This window comes from Variovorax sp. PBL-E5, from assembly GCF_901827185.1.
In the GTDB taxonomy this organism is placed as follows: Bacteria; Pseudomonadota; Gammaproteobacteria; order Burkholderiales; family Burkholderiaceae_C; genus Variovorax.
In genome coordinates, this window is sequence record NZ_LR594671.1 from 246,488 (window position 1) to 263,411 (window position 16,924).

Consider the following 16,924-nt stretch of genomic DNA (forward strand, 5'->3'; position numbering starts at 1 on the left):
ACCCGTCCTCCTTCATGCAAACCGAACTCGCGCCCGAATACAAGAACACGCCCGAAGGCCTGGCAGCCGAAGCCATCCTGCGCAAATGCGTGCACTGCGGCTTCTGCACCGCCACCTGTCCCACCTACCAGCTGCTGGGCGACGAGCTCGACGGCCCGCGCGGGCGCATCTACCTGATCAAGCAGGTGCTCGAAGGCCATGCGCCCACGCGCAGCACCCAGCTGCACCTGGACCGGTGCCTGACCTGCCGCAACTGCGAGAGCACCTGCCCGAGTGGCGTGCAATACGGCCACCTGGTCGACATCGGGCGCAAGATCGTCGACGACAAGGTCCCGCGCCCGGCCCTCGAATCGGCCACCCGCTGGCTGCTCAAGGAAGGCCTGCCTTCGCCGCTCTTCGGCCCCGCGATGAAGCTGGGCCAGTCCGTGCGCGGCCTGCTGCCCGACGCCCTGAAGGCCAAGGTGCCCGCGCCGCAGCCCTCGGGCCACTGGCCCGCGCGCATCCATGCGCGCAGGATGCTGCTCTTGGCCGGCTGCGTGCAGCCCTCGATGGCCCCCAACATCAACAAGGCCACCGCGCGCGTGCTCGACGCGGCCGGCATCCAGAGCGTGATCGCGCCCAAGGCCGCCTGCTGCGGCGCGGTGAAGTTCCACCTCGACGACCACGAAGGCGCCCGCGTGCAGATGCGCGCCAACATCGACGCCTGGTGGCCGCACATCGAGGGGGACGGCGGCCACGCGGTGGAGGCGATCGTGATGAACGCCTCGGGCTGCGGCGTGACCGTGCGCGAGTACGGCCACCTGCTCAAGGACGATGCGGCCTATGCGGCCAAGGCACAGCGTGTCAGTGCGCTCACCAAGGACCTGAGCGAGCTGCTGCCCGAGCTGGCCGCGGCGCTGAAGGACCGGGTGAAGGCGCCCCCGGGCGTGATCGCCTACCACCCGCCGTGCACGCTGCAGCACGGCCAGCAGCTGCGCGGCGGGGTGGAGGCGAGCCTGCGCGCGCTGGGCTTCGACGTGCAGCTGGCCAGGAACGAGTCGCACCTGTGCTGCGGCTCGGCGGGCACGTACTCGGTGCTGCAGCCGGCGCTGGCCTATGCCTTGCGCGACCGCAAGCTGGGGCACCTGGCGCAGCTGCAGCCCACCACCATCGTGTCGGCCAACATCGGCTGCATCACGCACCTGCAAAGCGCAGGCCAGACGCCCGTGCGGCATTGGGTGGAGTTGCTGGACGAGGCCATGGCGGTGGCCTGATCGCACACGCAAAGGGGCTGCGGTCCGACTCGCGGCCGGCCCGCGCGGCCCGATCCTGCAGGACTGTTCACTTCGGGAGCCCCTCCATGCGAGCCTCTTTCCAGACCCTTCTTTTTCGCGGCGCCGTCGCCGGCGCCTGCATCGCCGTGCCGTGGTCGGCGCAAGCCCAGCCCGCAGGCATGCCCGCGATGAGGTCGCAGGGCGCCGTGCAGTACGTGTGCGGCGGCATCGGCTCCGACGAATCCACCGCCATGCGCGCCGCGATGAAGGACCATCCGCTCGCACTGCTGTTCGCGCGCGCCGGTGGCGAGTACCTCGCGAACGTCGACGTGACGGTGCAGGACGCCAAGGGCGGCACGGCGCTGTCCATGCGCGCTTCGGGCCCGGTGTGCCTGATCGACCTGCCCGCCGGCCGCTACACCGTCCAGGCCACCAGCGAGGGCACGACCAAGAGCGAGGCCGTGACCGTCGGCAGCGGGCCGAAGACCGCGGACTTCCGCTTCTGAGCGTCGGCCGCGCTCAGGCCGCCAGCGCCGCCTCGATGTCGGGCCCGAGCGACTCCGGCTTGTCGAGCGGCGCGTAGCGCTTGCGCACCTGCCCGTCCTTGCCGACCAGGAACTTGGTGAAGTTCCATTTGATCGCCGTGCTGCCGAGCAGCCCGGGCGCCTCGTGCGTGATCCACTTGTAGAGCGGCGAGGCGCCGGGGCCGTTGACCTCGATCTTCTCCATCATCGGAAAGCTCACGCCATAGTTCTTGGTACAGAACGCGCCGATCTCCTCGTTGCTGCCCGGGTCCTGGTTGGCGAACTGGTTGGACGGGAAGCCGAGCACCGCGAAACCCCGGTCCGCGTATTTCTCGTACAGCGCTTCCAGGCCCTCGAACTGCGGCGTGAAGCCGCACTTGCTGGCCGTGTTGACGATCAGCAGCACCTTGCCGCGGTAGGCGGCGAGCGGCACAGGTGTGCCGTCGATCTGCTTCGCCTCGAAGTCGTAGACGCTGGTCATGGCATGTCCTTCAGGATGGGAATGCGCCGATCATCGTCGCCGTCCGGCGTTCCTGCAAACGCCGACCAGGCGGCCGCCGCCACGATCAGCGCGCCGCCGACCCAGATGCGCATGCCGAGCACCGCGGCGCCGAGCGCGACCGAGGACGTGCTCGCAAACAGCACTTCGGACAGCATGATCACCGAGGTCGTGCTGGCCACCAGGCGCCTCGCGCCGTACTGCAGGCAGACGTTGGCGACCACGAAGCCCGTGCCCAGCAGCAGCGCCCAGCCCAGCCAGCCCGGCGTCGCCAGCGCCGGCGGCGCGATGGCGCCGAAAGCCGAGCCTGCGAGCGCCGTCAGCGTCGCCACCCCCGCGCAGCCGCCGAACATCGCCAGTGCGCGCGATTCGCCCGGCGCCGCGCGCAGCCGGCGCAGCAGGATGTTGGTCACCGCGAAGCAGAAGCCGGCCGCGACGCCGAGCCAGTCCGCCAGGCTCGCGGGCACCGGCCAGTCGATCCCCGGCGACTTGAGCACCACCGCCACGCCGGCCAGCGCCAGCACCATGCGCGCCAGCGCCGCGGCGCTCGGACGCTCGCCGAGGAAGACCCAGGCCAGCAGCACGCTCCACAGCGGCATCAGGTAGAACAGCAGCACCACGCGCACCACGTCGCCCTGCGTCACCGCCCAGTTGAAGCCGACATTGGTCAGGCCCGCCGCCACGGCCAGCAGCACCAGTCCGCGATGCGCGACGAAGCCCCGCAACGCCTGCCGCCGCACCAGCGATATTGCGACGAAGATCGCGGCATAGATCAGGCTGGTGGCCCACACCGGATGCAGGCCGTGCGCCTCGAGCTGCCGAAAGGGAAACCACGAAACGCCCCACACGAAGGCGTTGAAGATCAGTGCGAGTGCGGGCAAGCCTGGGGGGTGCTCAATGGTGTTTGTCGCTGCGTGCGATGGCCAGCAAGTGTTCGACCTCTTCCGGATACTTGCGCAGGTTTCTCTGGTGCAGCCGCTTGATCATCCACATGAAGGTCGCCACGATGAGCCCGAAGGCGGTGATCGCCCAGTACGCGGAGAAGCCGAGCCCGGTGCACACGCTGTAGAACACGCCGAGGCACAGGATGCTCGCGTTCTCGTTGAAGTTCTGCACCGCGATCGACCGGCCGGCACCCATCAGGTTGTGGCCGCGGTGCTGCAGCAGCGCATTCATCGGCACCACCAGAAAGCCGCCCAGGCCGCCCAGCAGGATCAGGAACGGGATCGCGACCCACAGGTTGCTGATGAAGTTCATGCCGATCACCAGCAGGCCCATGCCGATGCCCAGCGGGATCACGCGCGTCGCCACGTCCAGGCGCATGCGCATCGAGGCCACGATCGCGCCGACGGCGGTGCCGATGGCGACCACGCCGGTGAGCGAAGAGGCCTGCGCCGTGTTGTAACCGAGCGCGAGCGATGCCCAGGCCAGCACGATGTACTTGAGGTTCGAGCTGGCGCCCCAGAACAGCGTCGTGGTGGCGAGCGTGATCTGTCCCAGCTTGTCGCGCCACAGCCGCGCATTGCAATGCCAGAAGTCGGGCAGCAACGCGAACAAGTTGCGCGCGAGGCCGTGCCGCACGTTCGCCCGCAAGGGCCGCATCTCGACCCCGGTATGGGGAATGCGGGTGTTGAACCACGCCGCCAGCACGTAGATGAAGATCAGCGTCGCGATCGCGGCTTCGGGCGGCGTGTCCACGCCGGTGTCGATCAGCGGAAAGTCGAACGCGAGCAGATGGCTCGACAACGCATGGCCGACCAGCTGCCCGCCCAGCACGATGCCCAGGATGATCGAGGCGATCGTCAGGCCTTCGATCCAGCCGTTGGCCTTGACCAGCTGCGACGCCGGCAGCAGCTCGGTGAGGATGCCGTACTTGGCCGGGGAGTAGGCCGCGGCACCGAGCCCGACGATCGCGTAGGCGACCAGCGGATGCGAGCCGAACAGCATCATCACGCAGCCGACCACCTTGATCGCATTGGCGACGAACATCACCTGGCCCTTGGGCAGCGCATCGGCGAAGGCGCCGACCAGCGGTGCCAGCAACACATAGAAGACGGTGAAGATCGGCACCAGCGCCGCGCGCTGCCACTCGGGCGCACCATGGGCCCGCAACAGTTCCACGGCAGCGACGAAGAGCGCGTTGTCGGCCAGCGACGAAAAGAACTGCGCCGACATGATCGTGTAGAAACCGCGCTTCATCGATGGGCTGGCTGGCCAGGAAGGGGGACTGCTGGCATTAGTGGGAAAGTAACCGTTTCGGGGGCGGCTGCGCGGTTATAGCATGGGGGTGTGGTGCCAAAATGGCAGGGCGTACCCGGTGTTCCGGGTGTTTTTGCGTGAGCGTTTTCAGCTTTCCTGCGGGTTTCTCCGTGCCTCGTCCCATCCTCGCCACCATCCATCCCGCTGCACTGCGCCACAACCTCGACCGGGTCCGGCGCGCCGCGCTCGACGCTCGCACCTGGGCCGTCGTCAAGGCCGATGCCTACGGGCACGGCATCGAGCGTGTGTTCGACGCCTTCCGTGCCGCCGACGGCTTCGCGCTGCTCGACCTGGCCGAGGCCGAACGCGTGCGCGCGCTCGGCTGGCGCGGGCCGGTGCTGCTGCTCGAAGGCGTGTTCGAGCCGCGCGACCTCGAGCTGTGTTCGCGCCTGGACCTCTGGCACACGGTGCACTGCGAGGCCCAGATCGACATGCTGGCCGCGCACAAGACGCAGGCGCCGCAGCGCGTCTTCCTCAAGATGAACTCGGGCATGAACCGGCTCGGCTTTGCGCCCGAGCGCTTCCGTGCCGCCTGGACGCGCCTGAATGCGCTGCCGCAGGTCGACGAGATCTCGCTGATGACCCATTTCAGCGATGCCGACGGCGAGCGCGGTGTCGCGCACCAGCTCGCGCTGTTCGAGCGCGTCACCCAGGACCTGCCCGGCGAGCGCTCGATCGCCAACAGCGCAGCCACGTTGCGCCATGCGGCCGACACGCGCGCTGACTGGGTGCGTCCCGGCATCGTGCTGTACGGCAGCGCGCCCGACTTCCCGGAACACGACCCGGCGCACTGGCAGCTGCAACCAGCGATGACGCTGGCGACGAAGCTGATCTCGGTGCAGCAGCTGAAGGCTGGCGACACCGTGGGCTACGGCTCGCGCTTCACGGCCGAGGGCGCGCTGCGCATCGGCATCGCCGCGGTCGGCTATGCCGACGGCTATCCGCGCCATTGCGACACCGGCACGCCGGTGCTGGTCGACGGCGTGCGCACGCGCATGGTGGGGCGCGTCAGCATGGACATGATCACGGTCGATCTCACGCCCGTGCCCGATGCCGGCTTCGGCAGCGAGGTCACGCTGTGGGGGCGCGCATCGAACGGCGCCGTGCTGCCGATCGATGAAGTGGCGCAAGCCGGCGGCACCGTCGGCTACGAGCTGATGTGCGCCGTGGCGCCGCGTGTCCCGAAACGGGTGGACGAGCCCCGAAGCGCGGCTCAATAGAGACCGCGCTGGCGTGCCTGCAGCCGTGCCAGGCCCAGCAGCGCATCGGTGAAGGGCGTCGGCACGCCCGCGCGCTGGCCGAGTTCCCGCACCGAGGACACCAGCGCATCGAGCTCGACCGCGCGGCCGGCCTCCACGTCCTGCAGCATCGAGGTCTTGAACGCACCGAGCTTGCGCGTGACCGCGTGGCGGTCTTCCGGCGTCTCGGCGATCGGGACGCCGATGCGCGCGCCGATGTCCCTGGCCTCCAGCATGATCGCCGAGATGAAGCCGCGCACCAGGTCGTCGTTGAGGATCAGGTCGGTGGTGGCGCCGGTCAGCGCGCTGATCGGGTTGACCGTCATGTTGCCCCAGAGCTTGTACCAGATGTCCTTCTGGATCTGCGGCGACAGGCGGGCGTCGAGGCCCGCGCGCACGAGCAACTCGCACAGCGCCTGCGCGCGCGGCGTCGCTTCGCCCGAAGGCTCGCCGACGATCAGCCCGTTGCCGAAGTGATGCCGCACCACGCCCGGCGCATCGAGCGAGCAGCTCGCATGCACCACGCCGCCGATCACGTGCCGCGCCGGGATCGCCGCATCGATGCGGCCGCCCGGATCGATCGCCTCCAGCTGCGCGCCCGCCAGCGGGCCGCCGAAGCCGCCCTGCAGGAACCACCAGGGCACGCCGTTCATCGCGGTGAGAACGATCGTCGCGGGGCCGAGCAGCGGTGCGATCTGCTCGGCCACCACCGGCAGCGCCGGCGCCTTGACCGCGACGATCACCACCTGCTGCACGCCCAGCGCCTTCGGATCGGCACTGGTCCGCACCGGCACCGCCGTGCGCGCACCGCCGCTCACCAGCGCGAGGCCGTCGCGCTGCAACGCCGCCAGCGTCGCACCGCGCGCCACCACGTCGATCTCGCAGCCGGCCTGCGCCAGCTTCGCGCCCAGCCATCCGCCGATCGCGCCGGCGCCGTAGATGCAGACTTTCATGCTTGGTACGCGTCGTCGATGCGGTCGATCTGCCGGACCAGCGCGTCGAACAGGTCCTGCCCCGCGCCGTGGTTCGCACTGAGCTGGAAGGAATCGCGCGTGCACTTGCGCGCGATCTCCTCGGACACCGGGATCGCGGCGCCCATCGAGAAGGTCGCCATCTGGATCTCGCAGGCGCGCTGCAGCGTCCAGAGGATCGCGAAGGTCTGCGGCAGCGTGTGGCCCCAGGCCAGCAGGCCATGGTTGCGCAGGATCACCGCGCGCCGGTCGCCGATGCTCTGGATCAGGCGCGGGCCTTCGTCGGCATGGATGGTGATGCCCTCGAAGTCGTGGTACGCGACCATGTCGTGCAGCTGCGCGGTGTAGAAGTTGGTCTGCTGCAACCCGCCCTGCAGGCAGGCCACCGCGACGCCGGCCGTGGTGTGCGTGTGCATCACGCAATGCGCATCGGACAGGCCGTCGTGGATCGCGGCGTGCACGGTGAAGCCGGCCGGATTGACGGGCCAGGTCGAGCCGTCGAGCACCCGGCCCTGCAGGTCGATCTTGACCAGGTTGCTCGCGGTCACCTCGCTGTAGTGCAGACCGAAGGGATTGATCAGAAACTGCTTCTCACCGCCGCTCACGCTGTCGGGCAGCCGCACGGTGATGTGGTTGTAGATCATCTCGGTCCAGCCCAGCATCGCGAACACGCGGTAGCACGCCGCGAGCTGCAGCCGCGCCGCGCGCTCGTCGGGATGCATCGTGGAGGGGACGCGCGCCGTGGGCGGCGCAGAAAGAACGGTGGTCATCGGCAGTTCCCTTTCATTCGTGCTTGCGTCGCGGACGCGTGGTCAGGATTCGTCGCGCAGCCAGGTGACCGCGCCGGAGTGCGTCACCGCGCCCTGGTGGCCGGGCCGCACCGTGAGCGCGTATTTCTCGAGCACGCCGCCGCGGTGCAGGTTCGCAGGCGGCTTGCGCCGCGCGAGCCGCGCACCGATCTCGTCGGCGGCGAGTTCGACCGTGATGCTGTGGGCCTCGGCCCGCGCGTCGATCGCAATCATGTCGCCATCGGCCAGTGCCGCGATCGGTCCGCCGTCGGCCGCTTCGGGGCCGGCGTAGCCGATGCACAGGCCGCGTGTCGCGCCCGAGAAGCGGCCATCGGTGAGCAGCGCCACGCGGTCGCCCATGCCCTGGCCGTAGAGCAGCGCGGTGATGCCGAGCATCTCGCGCATGCCGGGGCTGCCGCGCGGGCCTTCGTTGCGGATCACGATCACGTCGCCAGCCTCGTAGCGCCGGTTCTGCACCGCGGCCTGTGCTTCTTCCTCGGAGTCGAAGACGCGTGCCGGGCCGCGATGCACCAGCGTCTTCAGGCCCGCGGTCTTGAGCAGCGCGCCGTCGGGGCAGAGGTTGCCCTTGAGCACCGCGAGCCCGCCGTCGCGACTGATCGCATCGCCGGCCTTGCGCACCACGCGGCCGTCGGGCTCGCCCGCGTCGGCCACTTCCTCGGCCAGCGTGCGGCCGGTGAAGGTGAGGGCGCCGCCGTGCAGGAAGCCCTGCGCCAGCAGCGTGCGCAGGATCACGCCGGCGCCGCCGATGTAGTAGACGTCGCGCGCCAGGTACTGGCCGCCCGGGCGCAGGTCGGCGATCAGCGGCGTGCGCGCGAACACCTCGGCCACGTCGTCCAGATGGAAGCGGATGCCGGCCTCGTGCGCGATCGCCGGCAGGTGCAGCGCGGCGTTGGTCGAGCCGCCGGTGGCCGAGACCAGCGCGCAGGCGTTCTCGAGCGACTGGCGCGTCACGATGTCGCGCGGCAGCGGGCCGTCGCCCAGCACCGCCTTCATCAGCGTCTTCGCGGCGCGGCGCATCAGCGGCGCGCGTTCGCTGAACACCGCCGGCACCATGCTGGAGCCGATCGGCGCCAGGCCCAGCGCCTCCGAGACCATGCCCATCGTGTTGGCGGTGAACTGGCCCGCGCAGGCGCCCGCGGTCGGCAGGCAGGCGCGGCTCATCGCATCGAGCTCGTCGGCCGTGGCGGTGCCGGCGAGCACCTTGCCGATGGTCTCGTAGGTGTCGACCACGTTGAGGTCGCGGCCGTCCGGCCCCGGCATCTGGCCCGGCAGCGCGGAGCCGCCATGCACGAACACGCTCGGCACGTTGCAGCGCACCATGCCCATCATCAGGCCCGGCAGGTTCTTGTCGCAGGCGCCGATCGCGAAGATGCCGTCCCACTGATGCCCGCGCGTCGAGGTCTCGACGCTGTCGGCGATCAGCTCGCGCGAGACCAGCGAGAAGCGCATGCCCGAATGCGCCATCGACAGGCCGTCGCTGACCGACATCACCGGGCATTCGTGCGGCGTGCCGCCGCCCGCGTAGATGCCGGTCTTGGCGTGCTGCGCCTGCTCGCGCAGGTTCAGGTTGCACGGGCTCATCTCGCCGCCGGTGTGGAACACGCCGATGTGCGGCCGCGCGATGTCCTCGTCGTCCTGGCCCAGCGCCTGCAGGAAGCTGCGCGTGGTGGCGCGGATGATGCCGTCGCGGATGATCGCCGAGCGGAAGCCGCGGGCCTTGTCGCCGATGTCGGTCATGGCGGGCTCAGTAGCCGGGTGCGTCCGGTCCCGGCGCGTCCTTCTTGTAGCGCGCCAGCAGCTGCTTGGCCGCGGCCACCAGCAGTGCCGTGTCGACGCCCACCGCGACGAAGAGCGCGCCGGCCGCGAGCCATTTGCGCGCCTGTTCCTCGGTGGTCGACAGGATGCCCGGCACCTTGCCGGCCTTGCGGATGCGCGCGATGGCGTCGGTGATCGCGGCCTGCACCTCCGGATGGCCCGGCTGTCCGATGAGGCCCATCGAGGCCGAAAGATCGGCGGGGCCGATGAAGACGCCGTCGATGCCCGGCGTCGCCGCGATGGCGTCGAGATTCTTCAGCGCCTCGACCGTCTCGGCCTGCACCAGCAGGCAGGTCTGCGCGTTGGCCTCGTTCAGGTACTTCGGATAGCTCTGCCAGCGCGAGGCGCGCGCCAGCGAGCTGCCGATGCCGCGCACGCCCTCGGGCGGATAGCGCATCGCCTGCACCAGGCGCGCGGCCTGCTCGGGCGTGTCGACCATCGGCACCAGCAGCGTCTGGGCGCCGATGTCGAGGTACTGCTTGATCAGCGCGGTCTCGCCGACGGGCACGCGCACCACCGGCTGCGAGCGGTGCGCGAGGCCCGACCATGCGCTCGAAATGCCTTGCAGCTGCGCAAGCACCGAACGCACGTCGTTGGGCGCATGCTCGCCGTCGATCAGCAGCCAGTCGTAGCCGGCGCCCGCGAGCATCTCGGCCGCGTAGCCGTCGGCCAGCCCGACCCAGAGGCCGATCTGCGGCTGGCCTGCCTGCAGGGCTTGCTTGAAGGTGTTGAGGGGGGTTTGCATGGAAGGCCTCAGACGAAACGGAAGGAGATCGAACCGAGCGGACCGTAATCCGCGTGAAAAGTGTCGCCGGCCAATGCCGTGGTCGGTCGCGTGAACGAACCGCCGAGCACCACCTCGCCGGCCTCCAGGCATTCGTCCCAGGGCGCGAGCTTGTTGGCCAGCCAGGCCACGCCGGTCGCGGGATGGTTCAGCACTGCGGCCGCGACGCCGGATTCCTCGATGATGCCGTTCTTGTACAGCAGCGCGCCGACCCAGCGCAGGTCGACCGCGTCCGGCTTCACCGGCCGGCCGCCGGTCACGATGCCGGCATTGGCCGCGTTGTCGGCGATGGTGTCGAACACGCGGCGCATGGCCTTGGTGTGGCGGTCGAACTGCTCGATGCGCGCGTCGATGATCTCGATCGCCGGCACGACGTATTCGGTGGCGGCCAGCACGTCGAAGATCGTCACGTTCGGCCCCTGCAGCCGCTTGCCGAGCACGAAGGCGAGCTCGACCTCCACCCGGGGCGCGATGAAGCGCTGGAAGGGGATGTCGCCCTGCTCGAAGAACATGTCGTCCAAGAGCGTGCCGTAGTCGGGCTCGGTGATCTGGCTGGCCTGCTGCATCGCGCGCGAGGTCAGGCCGATCTTGTGGCCCTTGATCACGCGGCCCTCGGCGATCTTGGCCTTGACCCATTCGCGCGAGATCGCGTAGCCGTCCTCGATCGTCATCGCGGGAAAGCGCTTGGAGAAATGCTCGACCTGCACGCGCGACTTCTCGCTCTCGTGCAGTTCGGCGGCGAGCTGCTGGATGAGGGTCTTGTCGAGCATGCTATTTGTTGAAGAGTGGATGCAGGTTGCCGTACTTGCCGTCGTAGATCAGGCCGGGGCTTTCGTCGACCTGCAGCGTGATGCCGATGTGGCGCTTCGCAAGCAGCGGTTCGAAGTGCTGCTTGACGCTGGCCAGCAGCGCGTCGCCGGCGCGTTTCTTTACAGCGTCGGTACGGCCCGCCGCCATCCGCAGATTGAGGTAGACGAAGGCGTAGTCGGCCTTGCCGTCGGCCACCGCGTAGTGCGCGGCCGGATAGGCCAGCACGCGCGTGCCGCCGGTCGGATAGACCTGCCGGCCTTCGTCGTCGCGCTGCGCGAGCATGGTGTCGGCCAGACTGCGGCACAGCGCCGGCATGTCGGTCTCGCGTTCGATGTTCGGCGTGTAGAGGATCACCAGATGAGGCATGGCCGCTCTCCTTCGTTGTTCATGCGATCGTCATCGTAGCGGCCGTGCAGGTCACCGCGAAGATCGGGATGGCTTTCATGTGGAAGACTTCGCCCTTGCCGCGCGCGGCCGCGGCCACGGCGATGAAGGTGCGGATCTCGAAGCCGCCCTGGCCGGCTTCGCGGTAGGTGGCTTCGTCGTTGTAGCGGTCCATCGACAGCAGCGCTTCGCGGTCGTTGGCGCACCAGCGGTCCATGAAGTCGCGGTCCCAGGCCTCGTTGACCTTGCCCGAATCGGGCGTTGCCGGCCAGTGCGAGATGCCGCCGGTGCCGATGATCGCGATGCGCTCGGGCGCCTTGTCGCAGGCCCGGCGCAGCGCTTCGCCGAAAGCCCAGGCGCGGTGCAGCGGCGTGAGCGGCGGGCCCTGGCAGTTGATGTTGACCGGGATGATCCTGGTGTCGAACTTCGGCGTCAGGAAGTGCAGCGGCACGATGATGCCGTGGTCGAACTTCCACTCCTCGGCATAGGCCACGTCGACGGTCTGCATGACCTCGCGGATCAGGCGCTGCGAGAGCGCGGCATCGCCGGGGACCTTCGTCTTCTCGATGCCGAGCCACTTCGGATCCTCGATCGGACCTTCGTAGCTGTCGGCCATGCCGATCGCATAGGCCGGCATGTTGTTCATGAAGAAGTTGGCGAAGTGCTCGGCCGCGATCACGATCACCGCGTCGGGCTTGGCCGCATGCAGCGCCGCGCCGAGGCGATGGAACTGCGCGTGGAATTCGTCCTTCACCGCCGGGTCGGCGAGATGCGCGCGGCCGGTGATGCCGGGGGCGTGGCTGCACACGCCTGCGAATACGAGACTCATGAGCTGCGTCCTGAAAACTCCCTCCCCCTCCGGGGGAGGGAGCCAAAGCGTCGAAGCCATCGGGCGCTCATACCCCAGCCACCTTCTCGTCGTGATCGGTCGTCATCGCGTAAATGCCCGCACGCACCGGCCCGTACTTGCGCACGCCCTCGCGCATCGCCGCGATGTAGTCGGCCCACGCGATGCCGAGCAGCGGCGCGAAGTGCATCAGCAGCTGGCCGTTGCAGCCCAGCACGTAGAGCTTGCCGATGTCGCCGCCGTCGATGGCCTCGCGCTCCTCGTCGCTGAAGTCGTAGCCGGCCAGGAGCGCGGCGCGCGCGTCGCCGCCCTCGGCATAGCGGCGCTGCACCTCGGGCTCGCGGTTGAGCGCGAACAGGAATTTCTGCATGGCATAGAGGCTCATCGCGACCCTCCCCGGTTCAGACTTCGACCTCGATGTGCGCCTTGCGGATCACATCGCCGTACTTGGCGATCTCGCTCTGGATGAAAGTCGCGAAGCTCTGCGGCGTGCCCGACAGCGATGCGATGCCGCCCTTGCGGAAGGCTTCGGTCACCACAGGCCCGGCCAGCGCGCGGTTCACCTCGGCATTCATGCGCTGCACCACCGCGTCCGGCGTGGCCGCGGGCGCCAACAGGCCGTTCCACGAATTGGACTCGACCGGCACGCCCTGTTCGGCCAGTGTGGGTATGTCGGGCGCATACACCGACCGCTTCGCGGTGGCCATGCCGAGTGCGACCAGCTTGCCGGCCTGGATCTGACTGCGGAACTCGGGCCAGTTGCCGAACATCATCGTGACCTGGCCGCCGAGCAGATCGGCCAGCGCCGGGCCCTGCCCCTTGTACGGCACATGCACGAGGTCGATGCCCATCTGCAGCCGCAGCATTTCGCCCGCGAGGTGGGCCGAGGTGCCGTTGCCGAAGGAGGCGTAGCTCAGCGTGCCGGGCTTGGCGCGCGCCTGCGTGCGCAGGTCGGCCAGTGTCTTCAGGCCGCTCGCCGGATGGGTTGCGAGCACATGCTCCGACATGCCCATCAGTGCGACCGGGCGCAGGTCCTTCAGCGTGTCGTAGGGCAGCTTCTTCTGCAGCGTCCGGTTGGCCGCGAAGCTGTTGGCCACGCAGACGAAGGAGTAGCCATCGGGTGCCGACCTGGCGACCGCGTCGACGCCGATCACGGTGCCGGCGCCCGGCTTGTTCTCGACCACGACCGCCTGGCCCAGCGCCTTGCCGACCTCGGTGCCGACCAGCCGCGCGACATAGTCGGTGGTGCCGCCGGGCGGGAAGGGCACGACGATGCGGATCGGCCTTGCTGGCCACGCCGGCTGCGCGCGTGCGAACAGCGGCAGCGCTGCGAGCGCGGCGGCGCCTTGAATCAAACTGCGGCGCGAGGCGCTCATGCCACGCCCCAATGCGGGATGTGGTGCGAGCCGAGCGACACCGCCACGTTCTTCGGTTCGCAGAACACCTCGTAGCTCCAGGTGCCACCTTCGCGTCCGGTGCCCGAGGCCTTGGTGCCGCCGAAGGGCTGGCGCAGGTCGCGCACGTTCTGGCTGTTGACGAAGCACATGCCGGCCTCGACGGCCGCGGCGACGCGGTGCGCGCGGCCGACGTTCTCGGTCCACACGTAGCTCGACAGGCCGTAGTCGATGTCGTTGGCGATGCGGATCGCATCGGCCTCGTCCTTGAACGGAATCAGGCAGGCGACCGGGCCGAAGATCTCGTCCTGCGCGATCTTCATGCGGTTGTCGACATCGGCGAACACGGTCGGCAGCACGTAGTTGCCCTTCTTCACGCGATCGGGCAGCATGGGCGCGCCGAGGCCGCCGCACAACAGCGTCGCGCCTTCCTTCGGACCGAGCTCGATGTAGCTGCGCACCTTGGCCAGGTGGGCTTGCGAAATCATCGGGCCGACGATGGTCTTCTCGTCGAGCGGATCGCCGACGGTGATGCGCCTGGCGCGCTCGACGAATTTGGCGACGAAGTCGGCATAGATCGATTGCTGCACCAGGATGCGCGAGCCGGCCGTGCAGCGCTCGCCGTTGTTGCTGAAGATCATGAACACGGCGGCGTCGAGCGCGCGCTCGAGATTGGCGTCGTCGAAGATCACGAACGGGCTCTTGCCGCCGAGCTCCATGCTGAACTTCTTCAGCCCCGCGCTCTTGACGATGCGGTTGCCGGTGGCCGTCGATCCGGTGAAGGAGATGGCGCGCACGTCGGGATGCGCGACCAGCGGCTCGCCGGCTTCCTGGCCGTAGCCGTGCACCAGGTTCAGCACGCCGGCCGGAATGCCGGCCTCGAGCGCGAGTTCGCCCAGGCGCGCGGCCGAGAGCGGCGACAGCTCGCTCATCTTCAGCACCGCAGTGTTGCCGAAGGCCAGGCAGGGCGCGACCTTCCAGGTGGCGGTCATGAAGGGCACGTTCCACGGGCTGATCAGCGCGCACACGCCGACCGGGTGGAACAGCGTGTAGTTCAGGTGCGTGGGCGTGGGGTAGGTGTGGCCGTCGACGCGCGTGCACATCTCGGCGAAGTAGTAGAAGTTGTCGGCCGCACGCGGCACCAGCTGCTTGCCGGTCTGCGCGATCACCTGGCCGCAGTCGTTGGTCTCGGTCTCTGCGATCTCGGGCACGTGCCTGGCGATCAGGTCGCCGAGCTTGCGGACCAGCTTCGCGCGCTCGGGCGCCGGCATGCCGGCCCACTTGGGGAAGGCGTCCTTGGCGGCGGCGACGGCGGCGTTGACTTCGGCCTCGCCGCCCGATGCGACCTCGGCCAGCACCTCCTGCGTGGCGGGATTCACCGTCTCGAAGTAGTCGCGGCCCGCGACCGGCTTGCCGTTGATCAGATGCTCGATTCTCATTAGATAACCTCCGCCTTTCGGGCTACGGTGCGAACTTGCTTGGGGCGGCCCGGCGCTGCGTTCATGCTTGTCCTTGGATGGTGTTGACGAGCGCACCGATGCGCTCGATCTCGGTCACGATGACGTCGCCCGGCCGGCAGTCGACCACGCCGTCGGGCGTGCCGGTGAGGATCAGGTCGCCGGGCGAGAGCGTCATGAAGCTGCTGAAGTACTCGATCAGGAAGGGCGCGTCGAAGATCATGTCCTTCGTGTTGCCCGACTGCGTGAGCTTGCCGTTGACGGTGGTCTGCAGCGCCAGCGCCATGGGATCGGGCACGTCCTTCGCGTCGACCCGCCAGGGGCCGATCGGCGTGCAGGTGTCGCGGTTCTTCACGCGCAGGTTGGGGCGGTACCAGTTCTCGAGGTAGTCGCGGATCGCGTAGTCGTTGGCCACCGTGTAGCCGCCGATGAAGTCGTAGGCATCGTCGCGCCGCACCTTCTTCGCGGTCTTGCCGACCACGATCGCGAGTTCGCATTCGTAGTGCATGAACTGCACGCCCGACGGGCGGTTGGTGAGCTGGCGGTGGCCGATCAGCGCGCTCTCGCCCTTGATGAAGACCAGCGGCTCCTCGGGCGCCTTGAACGCGAGTTCCTTGGCATGGTCGGCGTAGTTGAGGCCGAGCGCGAGGATGGTGCGCGGCCGCGGCGCAGGCGCCAGCGGCGGCAGCCAGGTCACCGCATCGAAAGCCGCCGTGCGGCCGTCGGCCAGCAGCAACTGGCCATCGCGCTCGGTGGCGTCGTGCACCGCGCCTTCGAACAGGATGCGTGCGTGCTTCAAGATGCTTCTCCCACCAAGGTGTTGACCAGGCTCTCGAAGCCCGGCGCACTGATCTCGATGCGATCACCGGCGCGCGCGAGCGGCCGGCCGGCATCGCAGCCGAGCATCAGCACCTCGCCGTGCGCGAGCGTCATGAAGGCACCGACGTCCGCCAGCAATTGCGAGGCGCTGCGCACGGTCTGCGAGAAATCCACCGACTGGCGCAACTCGCCGTTGATGCGCACCTCGAGCCTGAACTGCGCCGGATCCGCCACCTCCTGCGCATCGCGCAGCGCGGGGCCGACGCCGAGGAAACCGTCGAGGCACTTGAACTTGACCGGCGGGCGGTAGAAGCTCGCATGCGGGATCGAGAGGTCGTTCATCAGCACGAAGCCTTCGACATCGCCGTCGGCGCCGATCACCATCGCGATGGTGGCGCCGACCTCGACCTCGGGCACATGCTGGGGCACCGTGATGGCCGCTTCGTGCGGACTCCAGGTGTTGGCCGTCTTGACGTAGAGCACCGGCGCCTTCGGCGGCGCCTTGTAAGGGGGTTGGTCCATCTGCGGTGCCATCGCCTCCACTTCCGCGCGGAAGTTCAGCAGCACACCGTAGACCGTGCCGGCAGGCAGGAAGCTCATGGTTGTTCCAATGCAATCAATTCGTCGAGCAGCGCATAGACCTGCATCAGCTTGGCCTTGCCGAGCTTCTGCTCCATCCAGTCGTAGTGCGCTTCGATGGTGGTGGACAGGCGCTTGACCAGCTTGCGCCCCTGGGCCGTGGCCTCGATCATGGTGCTGCGCTGGTCGTCGGGATGGCGGCTGCGCTGGATCAGTCCGTCGCGCTCCATGCGCGAGAGCACGCCGGTGAGGCTGGGGCCGAGGATGAAGGCCTCGCGCGCCACGCGGCCGGTCTCGACTGCGCCGTGCTCGCCGAGCACGCGCAGCACCCGCCACTGCTGATCGGACAGCGAATGCTCGCGCAGGCTGGGACGCGTGTGCGCCATGACGGCTTCGCGCGCCTGCAGCAGCAGGCGGGGCAGGTTGCGGTGCGCGAAGGTGGTGCTCATGGTGTTCCGGAATTTACTTAATATATTAAATGT

At 68.8% G+C, this 16,924-nt stretch carries 19 protein-coding genes; 3 read left to right on the top strand and 16 right to left on the bottom strand.

What is annotated here, in order from left to right:
- Positions 1 to 14: 14 nt before the first annotated feature.
- Together glcF and WDLP6_RS01185 are read left to right on the top strand one after the other, a co-directional pair.
- Complete coding sequence (gene glcF / locus WDLP6_RS01180) at positions 15 to 1,253, top strand: glycolate oxidase subunit GlcF (RefSeq protein WP_162590871.1); 1,239 nt, start codon at positions 15 to 17, stop codon at positions 1,251 to 1,253.
- Between the two features lie 86 nt (positions 1,254 to 1,339).
- Positions 1,340 to 1,759: a carboxypeptidase-like regulatory domain-containing protein gene (locus WDLP6_RS01185; RefSeq protein WP_162590872.1), complete on the top strand. Its 420-nt coding sequence runs from the start codon at positions 1,340 to 1,342 to the stop codon at positions 1,757 to 1,759.
- A gap of 13 nt (positions 1,760 to 1,772) precedes the next feature.
- Here WDLP6_RS01185 and WDLP6_RS01190 read toward each other — a convergent pair whose 3' ends face one another.
- From WDLP6_RS01190 to lplT, 3 genes are read right to left on the bottom strand one after another with little or no spacing between them, the layout of a single operon-like run.
- Positions 1,773 to 2,258 (bottom strand): glutathione peroxidase, encoded by a 486-nt coding sequence (locus WDLP6_RS01190; protein ID WP_162590873.1) that lies wholly within the window; start codon positions 2,256 to 2,258, stop codon positions 1,773 to 1,775.
- The gene (locus WDLP6_RS01195; RefSeq protein WP_162590874.1) at positions 2,255 to 3,157 is read right to left on the bottom strand and encodes a DMT family transporter; all 903 of its coding nucleotides are present in this window, start codon (positions 3,155 to 3,157) and stop codon (positions 2,255 to 2,257) included. The genes WDLP6_RS01190 and WDLP6_RS01195 overlap by 4 nt, the downstream gene beginning before the upstream one ends.
- A 13-nt stretch (positions 3,158 to 3,170) precedes the next feature.
- Positions 3,171 to 4,475, bottom strand: a complete 1,305-nt coding sequence (lplT, locus tag WDLP6_RS01200; RefSeq protein ID WP_162590875.1) for a lysophospholipid transporter LplT — start codon at positions 4,473 to 4,475, stop codon at positions 3,171 to 3,173.
- Positions 4,476 to 4,645: 170 nt separating this feature from the next.
- Here lplT and alr point away from each other — a divergent pair, with 170 nt between their 5' ends.
- Positions 4,646 to 5,755, top strand: coding sequence for an alanine racemase (gene alr, locus WDLP6_RS01205; protein ID WP_162590876.1), 1,110 nt, complete (start codon positions 4,646 to 4,648; stop codon positions 5,753 to 5,755).
- Here the strand turns inward: alr and WDLP6_RS01210 are convergent.
- From WDLP6_RS01210 to hpaR, 13 genes are all read right to left on the bottom strand, one after another.
- Positions 5,749 to 6,726, bottom strand: a complete 978-nt coding sequence (locus WDLP6_RS01210; RefSeq protein WP_162590877.1) for a 2-dehydropantoate 2-reductase — start codon at positions 6,724 to 6,726, stop codon at positions 5,749 to 5,751. The two genes, alr and WDLP6_RS01210, sit on opposite strands and share 7 nt — an antisense overlap.
- On the bottom strand, positions 6,723 to 7,514 hold the full coding sequence (locus tag WDLP6_RS01215; RefSeq protein ID WP_162590878.1) for a class II aldolase/adducin family protein: 792 nt from the start codon (positions 7,512 to 7,514) through the stop codon (positions 6,723 to 6,725). The genes WDLP6_RS01210 and WDLP6_RS01215 overlap by 4 nt, the downstream gene beginning before the upstream one ends.
- Before the next feature lie 42 nt (positions 7,515 to 7,556).
- On the bottom strand, positions 7,557 to 9,290 hold the full coding sequence (ilvD, locus tag WDLP6_RS01220) for a dihydroxy-acid dehydratase (protein WP_162590879.1): 1,734 nt from the start codon (positions 9,288 to 9,290) through the stop codon (positions 7,557 to 7,559).
- 7 nt (positions 9,291 to 9,297) lie between these two features.
- Complete coding sequence (gene hpaI / locus WDLP6_RS01225) at positions 9,298 to 10,113, bottom strand: 4-hydroxy-2-oxoheptanedioate aldolase (protein WP_162590880.1); 816 nt, start codon at positions 10,111 to 10,113, stop codon at positions 9,298 to 9,300.
- 8 nt (positions 10,114 to 10,121) lie between these two features.
- Positions 10,122 to 10,922: a 2-oxo-hept-4-ene-1,7-dioate hydratase gene (gene hpaH / locus WDLP6_RS01230; protein WP_162590881.1), complete on the bottom strand. Its 801-nt coding sequence runs from the start codon at positions 10,920 to 10,922 to the stop codon at positions 10,122 to 10,124.
- 1 nt (position 10,923) lies between these two features.
- Positions 10,924 to 11,328 carry a 5-carboxymethyl-2-hydroxymuconate Delta-isomerase gene (locus tag WDLP6_RS01235; protein ID WP_162565367.1) on the bottom strand — a complete coding sequence of 135 codons (405 nt, stop codon included), beginning with the start codon at positions 11,326 to 11,328 and terminating at the stop codon, positions 10,924 to 10,926.
- Positions 11,329 to 11,347: 19 nt separating this feature from the next.
- Positions 11,348 to 12,175, bottom strand: coding sequence for an extradiol ring-cleavage dioxygenase (locus tag WDLP6_RS01240; RefSeq protein ID WP_162565368.1), 828 nt, complete (start codon positions 12,173 to 12,175; stop codon positions 11,348 to 11,350).
- Between the two features lie 67 nt (positions 12,176 to 12,242).
- The gene (locus tag WDLP6_RS01245; RefSeq protein WP_162590882.1) at positions 12,243 to 12,578 is read right to left on the bottom strand and encodes an aromatic ring-opening dioxygenase subunit LigA; all 336 of its coding nucleotides are present in this window, start codon (positions 12,576 to 12,578) and stop codon (positions 12,243 to 12,245) included.
- Positions 12,579 to 12,594: 16 nt separating this feature from the next.
- Positions 12,595 to 13,569: a tripartite tricarboxylate transporter substrate binding protein gene (locus WDLP6_RS01250; protein WP_162590883.1), complete on the bottom strand. Its 975-nt coding sequence runs from the start codon at positions 13,567 to 13,569 to the stop codon at positions 12,595 to 12,597.
- The gene (hpaE, locus tag WDLP6_RS01255) at positions 13,566 to 15,026 is read right to left on the bottom strand and encodes a 5-carboxymethyl-2-hydroxymuconate semialdehyde dehydrogenase (protein WP_162590884.1); all 1,461 of its coding nucleotides are present in this window, start codon (positions 15,024 to 15,026) and stop codon (positions 13,566 to 13,568) included. Before hpaE ends, WDLP6_RS01250 begins: the two co-directional genes overlap by 4 nt.
- A gap of 61 nt (positions 15,027 to 15,087) precedes the next feature.
- Positions 15,088 to 15,843 (bottom strand): fumarylacetoacetate hydrolase family protein, encoded by a 756-nt coding sequence (locus tag WDLP6_RS01260; protein WP_162590885.1) that lies wholly within the window; start codon positions 15,841 to 15,843, stop codon positions 15,088 to 15,090.
- On the bottom strand, positions 15,840 to 16,463 hold the full coding sequence (locus tag WDLP6_RS01265; RefSeq protein ID WP_162565373.1) for a fumarylacetoacetate hydrolase family protein: 624 nt from the start codon (positions 16,461 to 16,463) through the stop codon (positions 15,840 to 15,842). The genes WDLP6_RS01260 and WDLP6_RS01265 overlap by 4 nt, the downstream gene beginning before the upstream one ends.
- Positions 16,460 to 16,891: a homoprotocatechuate degradation operon regulator HpaR gene (hpaR, locus tag WDLP6_RS01270; protein WP_162565374.1), complete on the bottom strand. Its 432-nt coding sequence runs from the start codon at positions 16,889 to 16,891 to the stop codon at positions 16,460 to 16,462. Before hpaR ends, WDLP6_RS01265 begins: the two co-directional genes overlap by 4 nt.
- Positions 16,892 to 16,924: the final 33 nt, after the last annotated feature.